The 14,470-nt window shown below is 41.9% G+C and carries 9 protein-coding genes, 12 tRNA genes and 2 rRNA genes (1 of these 23 only partly in view); 22 read left to right on the top strand and 1 reads right to left on the bottom strand.

Annotated features, from left to right (window positions below):
- The 16 genes from HMPREF9708_RS02620 to HMPREF9708_RS02545 all read left to right on the top strand — a co-directional run.
- Positions 1–1,877 (top strand): 23S ribosomal RNA (locus HMPREF9708_RS02620) (it extends 993 nt beyond the left edge of the window).
- A gap of 74 nt (positions 1,878–1,951) precedes the next feature.
- Positions 1,952–2,067 (top strand): 5S ribosomal RNA (gene rrf, locus HMPREF9708_RS02615).
- Between the two features lie 19 nt (positions 2,068–2,086).
- Positions 2,087–2,159 (top strand) — tRNA-Asn (locus tag HMPREF9708_RS02610).
- Between the two features lie 21 nt (positions 2,160–2,180).
- A tRNA-Ser gene (locus tag HMPREF9708_RS02605) sits at positions 2,181–2,271 on the top strand.
- A 27-nt stretch (positions 2,272–2,298) separates the two neighbouring features.
- A tRNA-Glu gene (locus tag HMPREF9708_RS02600) sits at positions 2,299–2,370 on the top strand.
- Positions 2,371–2,387: 17 nt separating this feature from the next.
- Positions 2,388–2,460, top strand: a tRNA-Val gene (locus HMPREF9708_RS02595).
- A 14-nt stretch (positions 2,461–2,474) separates the two neighbouring features.
- Positions 2,475–2,547, top strand: a tRNA-Asp gene (locus tag HMPREF9708_RS02590).
- A gap of 4 nt (positions 2,548–2,551) precedes the next feature.
- A tRNA-Phe gene (locus HMPREF9708_RS02585) sits at positions 2,552–2,624 on the top strand.
- Between the two features lie 3 nt (positions 2,625–2,627).
- Positions 2,628–2,708, top strand: a tRNA-Tyr gene (locus HMPREF9708_RS02580).
- 35 nt (positions 2,709–2,743) lie between these two features.
- Positions 2,744–2,814, top strand: a tRNA-Trp gene (locus HMPREF9708_RS02575).
- Between the two features lie 12 nt (positions 2,815–2,826).
- Positions 2,827–2,899 (top strand) — tRNA-His (locus HMPREF9708_RS02570).
- A gap of 25 nt (positions 2,900–2,924) precedes the next feature.
- Positions 2,925–2,996 (top strand) — tRNA-Gln (locus HMPREF9708_RS02565).
- Between the two features lie 9 nt (positions 2,997–3,005).
- A tRNA-Cys gene (locus HMPREF9708_RS02560) sits at positions 3,006–3,076 on the top strand.
- Positions 3,077–3,087: 11 nt separating this feature from the next.
- A tRNA-Leu gene (locus HMPREF9708_RS02555) sits at positions 3,088–3,171 on the top strand.
- 99 nt (positions 3,172–3,270) lie between these two features.
- Positions 3,271–3,987, top strand: coding sequence for a hypothetical protein (locus HMPREF9708_RS02550; RefSeq protein ID WP_156798767.1), 717 nt, complete (start codon positions 3,271–3,273; stop codon positions 3,985–3,987).
- 69 nt (positions 3,988–4,056) lie between these two features.
- On the top strand, positions 4,057–5,811 hold the full coding sequence (locus tag HMPREF9708_RS02545; RefSeq protein WP_006308544.1) for a serine hydrolase: 1,755 nt from the start codon (positions 4,057–4,059) through the stop codon (positions 5,809–5,811).
- A gap of 144 nt (positions 5,812–5,955) precedes the next feature.
- Here HMPREF9708_RS02545 and HMPREF9708_RS02540 read toward each other — a convergent pair whose 3' ends face one another.
- Complete coding sequence (locus HMPREF9708_RS02540) at positions 5,956–6,249, bottom strand: ArsR/SmtB family transcription factor (protein WP_006308543.1); 294 nt, start codon at positions 6,247–6,249, stop codon at positions 5,956–5,958.
- 192 nt (positions 6,250–6,441) lie between these two features.
- Between HMPREF9708_RS02540 and pepF the strand changes: the two genes are divergently transcribed.
- From pepF to HMPREF9708_RS02510, 6 genes are all read left to right on the top strand, one after another.
- Complete coding sequence (pepF, locus tag HMPREF9708_RS02535) at positions 6,442–8,250, top strand: oligoendopeptidase F (protein WP_006308542.1); 1,809 nt, start codon at positions 6,442–6,444, stop codon at positions 8,248–8,250.
- 211 nt (positions 8,251–8,461) lie between these two features.
- Positions 8,462–9,466, top strand: coding sequence for a LysM peptidoglycan-binding domain-containing protein (locus tag HMPREF9708_RS07870; RefSeq protein ID WP_006308541.1), 1,005 nt, complete (start codon positions 8,462–8,464; stop codon positions 9,464–9,466).
- A 93-nt stretch (positions 9,467–9,559) separates the two neighbouring features.
- A complete protein-coding gene (locus tag HMPREF9708_RS02525) occupies positions 9,560–10,894 on the top strand; it encodes an MBL fold metallo-hydrolase (protein WP_006308540.1) in 1,335 nt (444 codons plus the stop codon).
- 4 nt (positions 10,895–10,898) lie between these two features.
- A complete protein-coding gene (locus HMPREF9708_RS02520; RefSeq protein WP_006308539.1) occupies positions 10,899–12,455 on the top strand; it encodes a bifunctional metallophosphatase/5'-nucleotidase in 1,557 nt (518 codons plus the stop codon).
- Between the two features lie 82 nt (positions 12,456–12,537).
- Positions 12,538–13,584 carry an ABC transporter ATP-binding protein gene (locus HMPREF9708_RS02515; protein WP_006308538.1) on the top strand — a complete coding sequence of 349 codons (1,047 nt, stop codon included), beginning with the start codon at positions 12,538–12,540 and terminating at the stop codon, positions 13,582–13,584.
- Complete coding sequence (locus HMPREF9708_RS02510; protein ID WP_006308537.1) at positions 13,574–14,470, top strand: carbohydrate ABC transporter permease; 897 nt, start codon at positions 13,574–13,576, stop codon at positions 14,468–14,470. Before HMPREF9708_RS02515 ends, HMPREF9708_RS02510 begins: the two co-directional genes overlap by 11 nt.

Below are 14,470 nucleotides of genomic sequence, written 5' to 3'. Positions count from 1 at the left end.
ACAGCCCAGACCACCAGCTAAGGTCCCTAAGTTACTGTTAAGTGGAAAAGGATGTGGAGTTGCACAGACAGCTAGGATGTTGGCTTAGAAGCAGCCATCATTGAAAGAGTGCGTAATAGCTCACTAGTCGAGTGATTCTGCGCCGAAAATGTACCGGGGCTAAACAGTACACCGAAGCTGTGGATTCAGTAATGAATGGTAGGAGAGCGTTCTATAGGCGGTGAAGGCATACCGTAAGGAGTGTTGGAGCGTATAGAAGTGAGAATGCCGGTATGAGTAGCGAAAGACGGGTGAGAATCCCGTCCACCGATAGACTAAGGTTTCCAGGGGAAGGCTCGTCCTCCCTGGGTTAGTCGGGACCTAAGCAAAAGCCGAACGGCGTATGCGATGGATAACAGGTAGAAATTCCTGTACTTGGGGTAACGTTTGAGCGATGGAGGGACACAGGAGGTGAATCCACGCAGACGGATGGAAGCGTCTGTAGAAGCAGTGAAGCGGGAGAAGAGTGAAAGGCTTATCTCTAACGACGAGCTGTGACCTGTAGCGAAGCAAGAAGTAGCGAAGGTGGATAATCAAACTGTCGAGAAAAGCTTCTAGTGAGTGCACCCAACCCGTACCGCAAACCGACACAGGTAGTCAAGTGGAGAACACTAAGGTGAGCGAGAGAACTCTCGTTAAGGAACTCGGCAAAAAGACCCCGTAACTTCGGGAGAAGGGGTGCTGACGCAAGTCAGCCGCAGTGAATAGGCCCAGGCGACTGTTTATCAAAAACACAGGTTTCTGCTAAATCGTAAGATGATGTATAGGAGCTGACGCCTGCCCGGTGCTGGAAGGTTAAGAGGAGTGCTTAGCGCAAGCGAAGGTGCGAATTGAAGCCCCAGTAAACGGCGGCCGTAACTATAACGGTCCTAAGGTAGCGAAATTCCTTGTCGGGTAAGTTCCGACCCGCACGAAAGGCGTAACGATCTGGGCACTGTCTCAACGAGAGACTCGGTGAAATTATAGTACCTGTGAAGATGCAGGTTACCCGCGACAGGACGGAAAGACCCCATGGAGCTTTACTGCAACTTGATATTGAGTGTTTGTGTGACATGTACAGGATAGGTAGGAGCTTAGGAAGTGTGTACGCCAGTATGCATGGAGGCGATGGTGGGATACTACCCTTGTGATATGAACCCTCTAACTCGCGCCAAGCAAGCGGAAGACAGTGTCAGGTGGGCAGTTTGACTGGGGCGGTCGCCTCCTAAAGAGTAACGGAGGCGCCCAAAGGTTCCCTCAGAATGGTTGGAAATCATTCGCAGAGTGCAAAGGCAGAAGGGAGCTTGACTGCGAGACCTACAAGTCGAGCAGGGACGAAAGTCGGGCTTAGTGATCCGGTGGTACCGCATGGAAGGGCCATCGCTCAACGGATAAAAGCTACCCTGGGGATAACAGGCTTATCTCCCCCAAGAGTTCACATCGACGGGGAGGTTTGGCACCTCGATGTCGGCTCATCGCATCCTGGGGCTGAAGTCGGTCCCAAGGGTTGGGCTGTTCGCCCATTAAAGCGGTACGCGAGCTGGGTTCAGAACGTCGTGAGACAGTTCGGTCCCTATCCGTCGCGGGCGTAGGAAATTTGAGAAGAGCTGTCCTTAGTACGAGAGGACCGGGATGGACACACCGCTGGTGTACCAGTTGTTCCGCCAGGAGCATCGCTGGGTAGCTATGTGTGGGATGGATAACCGCTGAAAGCATCTAAGCGGGAAGCCAGCTTCAAGATGAGATTTCCCATTCGTGAGAAGTAAGACCCCTGAGAGACGATCAGGTAGATAGGCTAGAAGTGGAAGTATAGTGATATATGGAGCGGACTAGTACTAATCGGTCGAGGACTTAACCATAAAGATTTTGAGGTTTTGTGAGGTGTTATTTAGTTTTGAGTGATCGAGAGACGCTCTAAGACATAAAGAAGACGTGTGGTGATGATGGCAAGAAGGACACACCTGTTCCCATGCCGAACACAGCAGTTAAGCTTCTTAGCGCCGATGGTAGTTGGAACTTTGTTCCTGTGAGAGTAGGACGTTGCCACGCGTTTTTCATTTATGTTTATTCCGCCATAGCTCAGCTGGCAGAGCGCATGACTGTTAATCATGATGTCGTAGGTTCGAGCCCTACTGGCGGAGTCATGATGTACAGGTTAGCAGGGAGAGTTGTCCGAGCTGGCCGAAGGAGCACGGTTGGAAACCGTGTAAACGTATAGAATACGTTTCAAGGGTTCGAATCCCTTACTCTCCGTACATTTTATCTGATAAATAATATCCTGGCCCGTTGGTCAAGCGGTTAAGACACCGCCCTTTCACGGCGGTAACACGGGTTCGAATCCCGTACGGGTCATCAAGAAATGAATATAAGGGGAATTAGCTCAGTTGGGAGAGCGTCTGCCTTACAAGCAGAATGTCAGCGGTTCGAGCCCGTTATTCCCCATTTTAATTGAATATGGTCCGGTGGTGTAGGGGTTAACATGCTTGCCTGTCACGCAGGAGATCGCGGGTTCAAATCCCGTCCGGACCGTTTTGGCTTGGTAGCTCAGTTGGTAGAGCACTTGATTGAAGCTCAAGGTGTCGGCAGTTCGATTCTGTCCCAAGCCATATGGAGGGGTAGCGAAGTGGCTAAACGCGGCGGACTGTAAATCCGCTCCTTCGGGTTCGGCAGTTCGAATCTGCCCCCCTCCATTAATAATAGGAATTTAAACCTGCTTCGTGGTAATAGGGGCTTAGTTTAACGGTAGAACAACGGTCTCCAAAACCGTTAGTGTGGGTTCGATTCCTACAGTCCCTGTTTTCATTCATGGCGGTTGTGGCGAAGTGGTTAACGCATCGGTTTGTGGATCCGACATTCGTGGGTTCGATTCCCATCAGCCGCCTATTGTTTAAGTATTTTATTATTATTGGGGTATAGCCAAGCGGTAAGGCATCGGACTTTGACTCCGTGATTCGTTGGTTCGAATCCAGCTACCCCAGTTTTTTTGTGGCGGTATAGCCAAGTGGTAAGGCACGAGTCTGCAAAACTCTGATCGCCGGTTCAAATCCGACTACCGCCTTCTATCACTATGGCGGTGTGGCGGAATTGGCAGACGCGCTGGACTCAAAATCCTGTGCCCTCACGGGCGTATCGGTTCGACCCCGATCACCGCTATCTTAGGAAAGCATTTATCATTACATGGTAGATTGCTTTCCTCTTTTTGTTTAAATAAAGGTTATGATTTTGAAAGGAGGGGCATAGGTGCGAAGTAAGGTGATTGATTATTTTTCTAAGGAAGCAATCCCCTTTCCTGAAGGCTATCTTGATATTCAAATTCCAGCCTGGACTCTGATTGAGGATTCGTATCTTGCCGAACTTAAAGCTTTATTTCATCAAACATCAGGTCACCTACTGCAAGAAGAAGAATTGGACAATCCACTTGTCTATACCTCTTTGGGTTTATCTGACATCCATGGTTTAGATGATTTTAGACGGTGGCTTCGATGTGACTATCAGCATAAACAAGCTTATAAAATTTATTATTCTAAATTAAGACCCTATCTATTAGCTTTTCATGCTGAATCTGCACAGGTTATCATTAATCAAGAGGAATATCTTGTTTTTGAAGAGAATTATATTGATCAAATGAGGCAGCATGCGGCAGACTATGATGAAAGGCTTAGGACTTATGCTCAAAATTATTTGGGTCTAAAAGGAAATGTAATGACCCATATTAAGGAGCAAGCCTATGAAGAGTTTATATTTCGTTTAATCGCAAACCATCGCTATTCTAAAGAGATAGAGCAAGTTGATGAATTAGCTTATGATACTTATATTCAAAAAAAATCACTTGAGGGCTATGATCCTATCAACTTGTTTCATGACTTGCCTTTTGATTTCTTTCGAGATCGATATGGTGAAATCTTGTATAATGAAGAACTTTTTGACTATTTCTCAAATCAATTTAATTTTGAACCAAGGAATTTATAAACTAGCGTTTGAATAAGATTTCTCAAATTGGTATATTATTGGATAGAGTCGTAAAAGGGGGAGAACAGGTTGGAAGAAAGAATCATTGATAGATGGTTTTTTGTGCTTTTTACCATTGTGGGCATTTCTCTATCCTTTTTTACTTTTTTATTGTTGTTTCCAGATTACTTGTCTAAGCCAATCGAATCGCCTATTCATTATAGCGACTATATTGTCGACTTGAGTTCATCGAGCGGGTATATTTTGGAAGATTTTAAGCCAAACCAAGATACTTTTGATATCAAAACAAAGGTTGACCAACCTCTTTTGGAAGATTCAAATGAGGATGTATTAGGGGAAGACATGCCCTGGTTCTATTATAGTCCTAACGTTGCGATCGTCTCTCCAAGTTCCCTTGCGAATCGCTATCCTGTCAAAAGCCGAGAACTCCTCAATGATTTTACACTTAGGAAGAATGCTGAAGGGTCATTCCTCTTTCAATTTAATGAGCCTTTTACGGGTTGGCATGATCAAGGGAAAGGACTGACTTATTACGAGAAAGGAAGAGAAATAAGAACCTTTAAACAGGGAAATACTCGGGCTTCCGATTGGCAAGTATATGGAAATTGGATAAGAAGGCTGCTACCATTTCCGCGTGAACGCTATTTCTTTGTAAAGAGTCAGCAAAGCTATAGTCAACAATATAATAGTTTCGATATTAAGTATGGGATTGTTTATAAGAACCCACAGGAAATCATTCTATCCGCTCCACCGACAACCTTTGGCTCAAAAGTGCGTTCGACTACCCAGAATTACGTTGAAATGCCCTTAGATGTGATTGAAGAAGTCACAACAGATAATGAGGTTTGGCTCCATGTGAAAGTAGGCTACAATGACCTCGGATGGCTTAAAAAGGATGACTCCTATCAGGATTATGTTCTTACATACTACAGTGAAACGACTCTCTTAGATAAGATACAAGAGACACTCAATGCATATATACCATATATTAGCGCAAATACTGGTGCTTCATTTGTTAATAATGATTCAATGGCACAGGTATCAGTTAATAATCAAATATTTTTCCCAGCCTCAACACAAAAGATTTATGTTCTAGGAGAAGTCTATCATCAATATAAGACGGGTGAACTTTTTCCAGAATCTGTCTATTATACAACTTGGGATGATATCGTTCCGGGTGCTGGAACCCTGCAAGACTTTCCAGCTGGATCGGCTTTTTCCATTGATTACTTAGTCAATCAAGTGGTGTCCATTTCAGATAATACAGCTGCTAACAGCTTAATTGAAGTGGTTGGTGGCGGTAATCGAATTACGCCACACATGCATCAATTAGGGCTTTATGATACTTATGTTAATGGCAAATACTATCACCGTGATACAAATGGTTTGTTTCAGACAACTCCTGCCGATGCAGCTAGATATTTTGCTTTGCTCTATAATAGTCAAGTCAATGGAGAGCCTTACGATGATCAATTAATTCTTAAGCTGATGCAAAATAGTCATACTTATATTCGGACTTATATTCCAGTTCGCTCTTGGAACAAGTCTGGTTCTGGCGAAATGGAGCAGAATGATGTAGCAACCTTTGTGACACCCTATGGTTCATATAGTCTTGCTGTCTATACGAATTATCCTTGGAATTACATGGCAGTGGGTGAGCAGATGGCGGCCTTGTCACTAGCCGTCTATAACACCTTTAACGATTACCGTTCTTTACTCTGGCAGCCTGTGGAAGATCCAGAAAGTTATATGGCGGATCTCATTTACGAACAGAACCAAGCCCAAGTGGAAGAAGAATCATTAAAAGATGAAGAAGTCGAATAATAATTAAGAGATGATGAAGTTTAAATCTTCATCATCTCTTTTTTAAATATAGAATGTGTTAGATCGTTTAGTAAAGGTGATTTAACTAAATAAGAAATCCCCAGAACCATCCTAGGTTTGGGGAATAAGAAATTTCCATCGAATTTATTTGTATTGTGAATAAGCATCGAGAACAAGTTTAGCCGTATCACTTGTAAGGGAGTAAAAAATCTTAGTCCCATCTCGTTCAGCAGATACAATTCCAGCTTCACGTAATTTGCTAATATGTTGTGAAACAGTTGATTGGGTCAAATCTAGAGATTCTTGGATTTTACTAACATTTAACACACCATTGTCCTTAAGTGATAAGGCTATTGAAAAACGAATTGGGTGAGCCAGTAATTTAATGACATTTACGAAGTCAGTAAGTTCTGGAGAGTTAACGATATACTTTTGCATACTTTCCCTCCTATTTTCATAATTTATTAGTGCTAGTACGCATTGTAACATATCATTATGAAAAAGTTTATTCATAAGTATTAAATATCAGTAACAATGAAATAAAATCAGAAAAGAGATTGACAAACAAAAACATTCAATAGTGAAATGACCGAATGTAAGTGGTATCATCGATTATTAAGGAGGGATATTATGTCAAATCTACCATTAAGAAATGAAGTTCCTGTTGACCATACTTGGGATTTAAGTTTATTGTTTTCTAGCCAAGAGGCATTTGAAGAAGCAATCCTTAACTATCATGAACTGTTAGAAACGATTCAGACTTATAAAGGAAAGTTAATAAATGCTGAGGAAATCATCGATGCGCTGAGTTTATATGAAAAAATTATAACTGATTTTTCCAAAATAAGTCATTATGGTGAACTCGCCTATGAAGTGGATAAACTCGATCCTTTAAAGGAAGAGAATAATGCGAGCGTGCGAAATTTAAGGAATAAAACAGGTGCAGCAACTGCCTTTATTCGAGTTGAAATTGCTGAAAATAATATTGAATTACTTCAGTCCGTTATGGATTCAGATGAAGGTAAGGGCTATCGCGTTTATATCCAAGATATAATAGACCATAAAGATCATATTCTTTCTGAAGAAATGGAAACTTTTCTAGGATTTGTAAGCTCTGAGCTATTCAATCAATATCAGATTTATAACACCTTGATGTATCAGGACTTATCTTTTGCTGATTTTAGTGCAGGAGGAAAAACTTACTCAAATTCTTTCGCTGGTTTTGAAGGGGAATATGAAGTAGACCTCAAGGCAGAAGTGCGTCATAATGCCTGGAAGTCTTTTCATGCCGGATTATCCAAATATCAAAATACAGCAGCAATTAATTATATATCCCACACGCAAACTGAAAAGAAATTATCTTTAGAGAGGGGATATGAATCGGTCTTTGATTATCTGTTAGCTGACCAAGGAATTGACCGCTCAACCTATGACAAACATATTGACCTGTTGATGACTGAGTTTGCCCCAGTGATGCAACGTTATGCGCGTTTGTTGAAAGAAAAGCATGGGCTCGACACGATGAGTCTAGCGGACATCAAAATTCCTTATTCAACAGATTCCGGCCACAATCTTAGCATTTCGGAGGGTGAAGAAATTGTTAAGAAAGCCTTGTCGGTCTATGGACCTGATTATAATGCCTATGTCGACCGGGCTTTTAATGAACGTTGGATTGATTTTCCTATGAATCAAACTAAAACAACCGGTGGTTTTTCAACTACGGTTCCTGGAGGTCCTTCCTATGTCTTGTTAAATTGGACCGGGTATTTGAGTGAAGCTTTGGTTTTGGCACATGAATTAGGGCATTCGAGCCACTTCCAGTTAACCTATCAAAATCAATCGGTATTATCACCAGAAGTCAGCCTTTATTTTGTTGAAGCACCATCCACATGTAATGAAGTGATTACCTGTCAGTACCTATTAAATGGAGACTTGAGCCATGAGGACAAGATCGGTTTAATTGGCGAGTTTATTTCAAGAACCTATTTCCATAATATGGTGACTCACCTTTTAGAAGCTGATTTCCAGCGTAAAGTCTATCAAGCTGTTGACCGCTTTGAGAATTTGAACGCAGATAAGCTCAATCGATTCTTCTATGATACCCTGAAGAAATTCTGGGGAGATGCATTAGAAATTAATGAAGGGGCTGAGCTCACCTGGATGCGACAACCTCATTATTTTATGGGACTCTATTCTTACACTTATTCTGCTGGTTTGACAATCGGAACCCAGGTAGGACTTAAAATTGCAAATCAAGATCAAGAAGTGATTGAAAACTGGTTAACTGCTTTAAAAGCAGGAAGTAGTTTAAATCCTCTTGAATTAACCAATTATGTTGGGGTAGATATGTCGACTCCTGACGCTTTAAGAGCGACCATCCAATATGTTAGTTCCTTAGTGGATCATTTAGAAGAAGATTGTAATATGACGAATGCATGACATTTTTCTTGACCACTTGCCTTCTTGTAAAGGTCTCGTTATATACATTGCAGACAATCGACGAGGCTTTTAAAGATCACTAACAAGTGCTTTTGAACCGTGAAATAAAGAGTCACTTCTTGTAGAATACGATCATATTTAAAAATGACTTAAGAAGCGAGGGTTAATGATTAACAAGAGATCCTAGTTGATAAGTCCGAAGGAGTATTCAATGAAAAGAAGTAGAAAGATTCGATTGATGAGCGGTTTGTTGGTCCTTGTTTGCCCTTTTAATCCAGTTAATGCGACAGCAAACAGTCATCCCTCAATTGATGGTAAAGCTGCCCTTGGTTGGATAAAGCGTTCTGAAGTAGCGATCAGACAATCGATCCAAGACCAACAATATATTCAAAAAGATGTATACACGGTCCAGTGGGGAGATACTTTAGGTAGCATTGCCAATGCGACCAACCATTCTCTGCATGATCTGATTCAAATCAATCAGATTGATGACCCAGATTTAATTGTTCCAGGAATGAAGATATATTTCAGTCAAAGTCCCCTCGCAGGGCGAACTCCACTGAATCAGCCGGGAGTTAATGAAAAAGAGGCCGATTATGTTGAAACGACTCAACCGATGAATCCTTTAACTGAAGCAAGCGCAGAAGAAGGAGTAGAAGTAGCTGAGGTAAATAGGAAGGCTTCTAATGAGGAGGAAGAGACTCAAAACAGGCCATTAAATCCTCCTATGATAGCAGTGGAGGCAGATGAATGGGAACCTACTGAGAATGAGGCGGCTGTGTCAGTCGAGACTGACAATTCAGCAATTGAGTCAGTAGACAATTCGGCTGTCCTCTCCGATTCCGCCACACCGTCAACTAATGGTGAAAATGTTTCACCTGAGACGAATGAAATAGAAACCAGCACACTGCCATTCGAGGATCCTCAAGCAGCTTTTGCAGATGTGGTTAAGAGCTATGGCGTCTCAACGGCTGAACAAGAAATGTGGGCAAGTATTATAGAAGGAGAGTCTGGATGGGATTATCAAAATACGAATCCTTATTCTGGTGCATATGGCTTGCCGCAATCTCTCCCAGGTCATAAAATGGCCTCCCATGGGGCTGATTGGCAGACAAATCCCCATACCCAATTACGCTGGATGTATGATTATATGATGAATCGTTATGGATCGATTACAGCTGCTTGGAATTTCTGGCAGGCAAATCATTGGTATTAAAAAGATTAGCACAACTGTTTAGCGGTTGTGCTTTTTGAATTTAAAAAAATGACGTGATAAACTGGCTATGAATTATTTTTGAGGAGGGTGTGTATGGATTCTCAAACACGGATCACATTCATTAATGGTCTGGATACAATTGGTGGTAATATTATCTCTTTGGAGAAGGACAACTTTCGAATCATTACGGATTTTGGGGCGATTGGAGGAGCGGATATATCAGAACTAACTGATCCAAAAAATACACAAATTTTATTGGATAAGGGTCAGCTACCTAGACTTGATGGGGTTTACTCAAAAGAGTTTATCACGTCTAGTGATATATCGGCTTATGAAGCATCTCCTGTTTCAACGATTATCTGCTTGTCTCATCTGCATTTAGACCATTTAGGCTCCCTTGGACAAGTTGTTCCGGATATTCCCGTTTTTGCTTCTGAAGAGGCCGTTCATTTCTATCATCATTTGACGGATAATGGCTTATTGCCTCGCTATCCGGTGAACTGGCAAGCGGTTCCTTATGATCAGATCGTTGAACATGGACCTTTCAGTATCCAGTTCAAGGAGAGTGACCACGATACCACAGGGGCTTGTGCTCTCTTTATTCAGACGAAGGACCTCAAGGTCATTCACTCTGGGGACTTGCGGTTATCAGGATTCTGTCCCCACAAGGTCTTCAAGTGGGTCGAGGAAGCCTATCATTTTGCCCCCGATATCTTGTTATTAGAAGGGACATCCTATTCAAGATTAGGAGAGGAAGTTCAGGATGTACCGCCGATTGAGGAAAAAACCTATTCAATTAATTGTTCAACTGAACGCTCGCTCATGCACCAGATAAAAGAATTGATGGTGCAAAAAGACCAGAATCTATTTGCGATTGATTTATATCCTCAAAATATCCAACGACTGGCTGAACTGATTGAGGTATCACAGGAATGCGGGCGGACATTTGTCTTAGATTCAGCTTATTATAAGCTCATTAGTCACTATCTTCAGGAGGTCCCTGAATCACTTTTATATTTGAGTGAAAGGGAAGACGAGAAAGCCATTACAATTGACCAAATACGAGCGAATCCAGGGGCCTTTCTGCTACAAGTAGATTATGAAAGACATCAGGTGCTCTTTGATGTTCCTGTGGGATACTACCTTCACTCAAATGGTATGCCTCTAGGTCCTTTCATGCCGGAGTATGAACCTTATGTTTCAAGCTTAATCAATCAGGGGTGGGCCTATTATCATGCTGAAGTTTCTGGCCATGCTGATCCTCAAAGTTTATTGACAATTGCCTATACAATCCAGGCTCGACTCCTGATTCCTTGGCATACTTTTAAGCCAGAATTATATAGGGAGACCTTGAATCAATATGGTGTCCATGCTATTCTTCCAGACCCAATGGTTCGCTATACTTTAACCGATTTGTTAGGGGAGTGAGAGGATGCAGATTCAATTTATTCTAACAAGTGATACCCATGCGCAATGGCAAGACCATCCGAATCATCCAGGATATTCTTTATTAAACACAGCGAGTTTGATTCGGAAATTACGTCAAGATCATTTGGGCCCTACCATCCAGATTGACCTGGGAGATTTTATTCAAGGTTCCTCCATGGCAACTTATACAGGTAAGGTTAAGGAGGATGGGGATGTCTACAGCCGAGTGATGAACCAGTTAGACTATCATTATCAAATAATTGGCAATCATGAATTTAATTTTGGTAGGCAGTATCAAGATTCAGCTCTTGATGGGCTGAATGCTAAGATTTTATGCAGTAATATTGTGCAGCAAGACACCGACCTTCCTTTCAAGGGAGCTGCTTATGATATCTTGGATTTTAATGGTCAAAAGATCGGGATAATTGGTGTGACCACTCATTATATTCCCCATTGGGAGTTACCTGCCCATTACCAAGGCCTTCAATTCAAGGATGCCTTTGAAACAGTCAAGGAATATGTTCATCGACTTCGAGATCGGGTCGACCTACTGGTTGTTGCTTATCATGGCGGATTTGAAAGAGATCTTGTTACAGGTGTACCAACTGAAGAGCTGACTGGTGAAAATCAAGGCTATCAAATGTTGGAGGAGATTTCAGGTATTGATTTGTTATTGACGGGTCATCAGCACCGAATAATTTGTGAAACATATAAGCAAACCTTATGCTTACAACCAGGCTACGGAGGGGAGACGGTCGGGCAAGCACTGGTAGAAATGGAAGCGGGTGAGATACTTTCGGTCCAGGGGGCCTTGCATTCTTTTGAGGAGCATGAGGCGAATCGTTTAATCAAAGATGTTTTAGAACCCGAGTATTCCGATAGTTTAGAATGGCTCTCTGAGATTCTAGGTTATGCTTCGATTATCTCACCCACTCAGTCTGAAGCAGAAGCCCGCATCGAAGGGCATCCCTTCATTGAATATATCAACTATCTAATTAAAAAAGAAATGAAGGCTGACTTTGCTGGCTCCTCCTTACTGAACCATCACTTTGCAGAATTTCAAGGAGAAGTCACTCGTGAGACCTTATTAAAGATCTATCCCTTTTATAATTTGATTGCAAAGGTAAAAGTATCAGGTGAAGCCCTATATTCGATTATGGAACATAACATGGCGTATTTTGACTTAGACAGTGGGGGAGAAATAATTGTCAATCCATCTTACCTGTCCCCCAAGCCTAAGCATTATAACTATGATTTATATACTGGCTTCACTACGGAAGTCGATTTGAGTCGAACCGTCGGCAATCGCGTACTGACAATCATTGATGAGCGAACTCAAAGACCAATCGATCGAGACAAGGACTATACTTTAGCTGTTACCCAATATCGTGCAGTGGGGGGAGGAGATTATCGCGATTTTAGTTCGGATAAAATTATTCAAATGTCACAAGAAGATATCGCAACGCTCATTCAAAAAGGTTTAAAGGAATTAAAACAGAAAGAATGGGACTATATTAATCACCATTATCAGCATGTTGTTTGGCGCCATCCTTTACAATAACTTTACAAAAAACATGAGTGGATTTACATGGAATTTACATTGGTTTGCTATACTGACTTCACTATGAAAGGGGCGCGACATAATGCAAGTCCGTTTTGAAGATGTCACAATGGCCTTTAAAGATAAAAAGGTTCTCGATCAAATTAATTTCACACTCCCGAGCCATCAACTCATTTCTTTTTTGGGTCCATCAGGATGTGGGAAGTCAACCACACTCTATCTTATTTCCGGATTGCTCACAGCCACATCAGGTAAAATTTTCTTTGATGATGTCGATGTGACAAAGGTAGACCCAGTTAAGCGAGGCGTTGGCTTAGTTTTTCAGAATTATGCCCTGTATCCGCACTTAACTGTTAGGCAGAACATTCAATTTCCACTCAGAATGGCTGGCATGAAGCGCAAAGAGCAAAAGGAAAGAGCGGAAGAGATGGCTGTTTTGACTAGAATTCAAGATCAGCTAGATAAATACCCACGTCAATTATCGGGAGGTCAGCAGCAAAGAGTTGCCATTTCGAGAGCCTTAGCCAAATCACCTGAAATCCTTTTAATGGATGAGCCATTATCGAACTTGGATGCGCGTTTGCGAATTGAAATGCGCGAAGAAATAAGGCGAATCCAACAAGAAACAGGTATTACAACCGTTTTTGTTACCCACGATCAAGAGGAAGCACTTAGTATAGCAGATAAGGTGATGGTGCTCGATCAAGGAAAGATTCAGCAATTGTCCGACCCGGTGACTTTATATCAGCAACCAAAAAATTTATTCGTTGCACAATTTATCGGTTCTCCTGTCATCAATACATTGACTAAGAACGCTTCACTTTTGAATCCTCACCATCCTATTATGGCATTTGATTGGGATAAAATTGGTGTGCGGTCTGAAGATCTGGAGATCGGGAGTCCAGAGGATTATCTAGTCAAAGCGGTCGTTGAACGAGTAGAAGTCATAGGGAAGGATGTCACGGTGCATCTGAACCAAGCGGGACAATCGCTTCTTGCGTCTGATTTGCCGATTACAATCCAAGAAGGCCAGGAAGTCTTTCTGAAAGCTCACACCCAACATATCTTAATGTTTGATCCACGAGGTAATCGTCTGCCTTTTAATGAGGTGAGCGACCATGAATCGTAAAGCTAACTTAAAATCTACGATCCAAGCCCTTCTCTATATTTTACCGATGCTTTTAGTGATTGGGATATTTACTATTTACCCCATTCTTAAGTCCATCGATATGAGTTTTTATACACGTTATAATATTTTTTCTGGGGTCGTAGAAGAGCGAGGTATTGATAATTTCTTAACGATTTTTTCAGATCCCAAATTTTATCTTGCCTTAAAAAACACCTCTGTGTATGTTTTGTGGGTCGTTCCCTGTTCATTAGTTATCTCCTTAATCATTGCGGTCCTCCTTAATCAAATCCCATGGATTAAAGGTTTTTTCCGAACCGTTTATTTTCTTCCCTTCGTTACTTCAACAGTAGCCATATCAATTGTTTGGTCTTGGCTTTACCATTCGAAATATGGGCTCATGAATTATTTCCTAGGGTTCTTTGGAATAGAAGCTATGACGTGGTTGAATTCGCCTAAGTTAGCAATGCCGGCAGTGATTATCATGGCAATCTGGAAGGGGTTGGGCTTTAATATCCTTCTTTTACTAGTTGGCTTAGGAAACATCGATGAAACCTACTATAAAGCAGCTAAGGTAGATGGAGCCAATGGCTTACAGCGGTTCTTTCGAATTACATTGCCTCTCTTACGTCCTACGCTCTTTTTATTAACGGTTGTCGGTGTCATTAACTCCTTCAAAGTGTTTGATGAGGTCTTTGCTCTGTTTGGAGGAAGACCAGGCCCAGCTGGGTCTGCTACAACCCTTGTTTATTACCTCTATCGAAAATTCTATGAACAGTATGACTATGGTATGGCAGCTGCCACAGGAATGGTCTTATTTGGAATTGTTCTTTTACTAACGATTATTCAATATATGGGCAACCGCTATTTTGAAAAGAGAGGTGGTTAG

Origin of the sequence: Facklamia languida CCUG 37842, assembly GCF_000245795.1 — a bacterium.
Taxonomy (GTDB): Bacteria; Bacillota; Bacilli; order Lactobacillales; family Aerococcaceae; genus Facklamia; species Facklamia languida.
The sequence above is the reverse complement of the archived record's forward strand: the minus strand, read 5'-3'. Positions and strand labels throughout refer to the sequence as shown.

Excerpts from the sequence above, each read along its gene's own strand:
- HMPREF9708_RS02540 (WP_006308543.1), bottom strand. The coding sequence starts at position 6,249 with ATGCAAAAGTATATCGTTAACTCTCCAGAACTTACTGACTTCGTAAAT.
- pepF (WP_006308542.1), top strand. The coding sequence starts at position 6,442 with ATGTCAAATCTACCATTAAGAAATGAAGTTCCTGTTGACCATACTTGG.
- HMPREF9708_RS07870 (WP_006308541.1), top strand. The coding sequence starts at position 8,462 with ATGAAAAGAAGTAGAAAGATTCGATTGATGAGCGGTTTGTTGGTCCTT.
- HMPREF9708_RS02525 (WP_006308540.1), top strand. The coding sequence starts at position 9,560 with ATGGATTCTCAAACACGGATCACATTCATTAATGGTCTGGATACAATT.
- HMPREF9708_RS02520 (WP_006308539.1), top strand. The coding sequence starts at position 10,899 with ATGCAGATTCAATTTATTCTAACAAGTGATACCCATGCGCAATGGCAA.
- HMPREF9708_RS02515 (WP_006308538.1), top strand. The coding sequence starts at position 12,538 with ATGCAAGTCCGTTTTGAAGATGTCACAATGGCCTTTAAAGATAAAAAG.
- HMPREF9708_RS02510 (WP_006308537.1), top strand. The coding sequence starts at position 13,574 with ATGAATCGTAAAGCTAACTTAAAATCTACGATCCAAGCCCTTCTCTAT.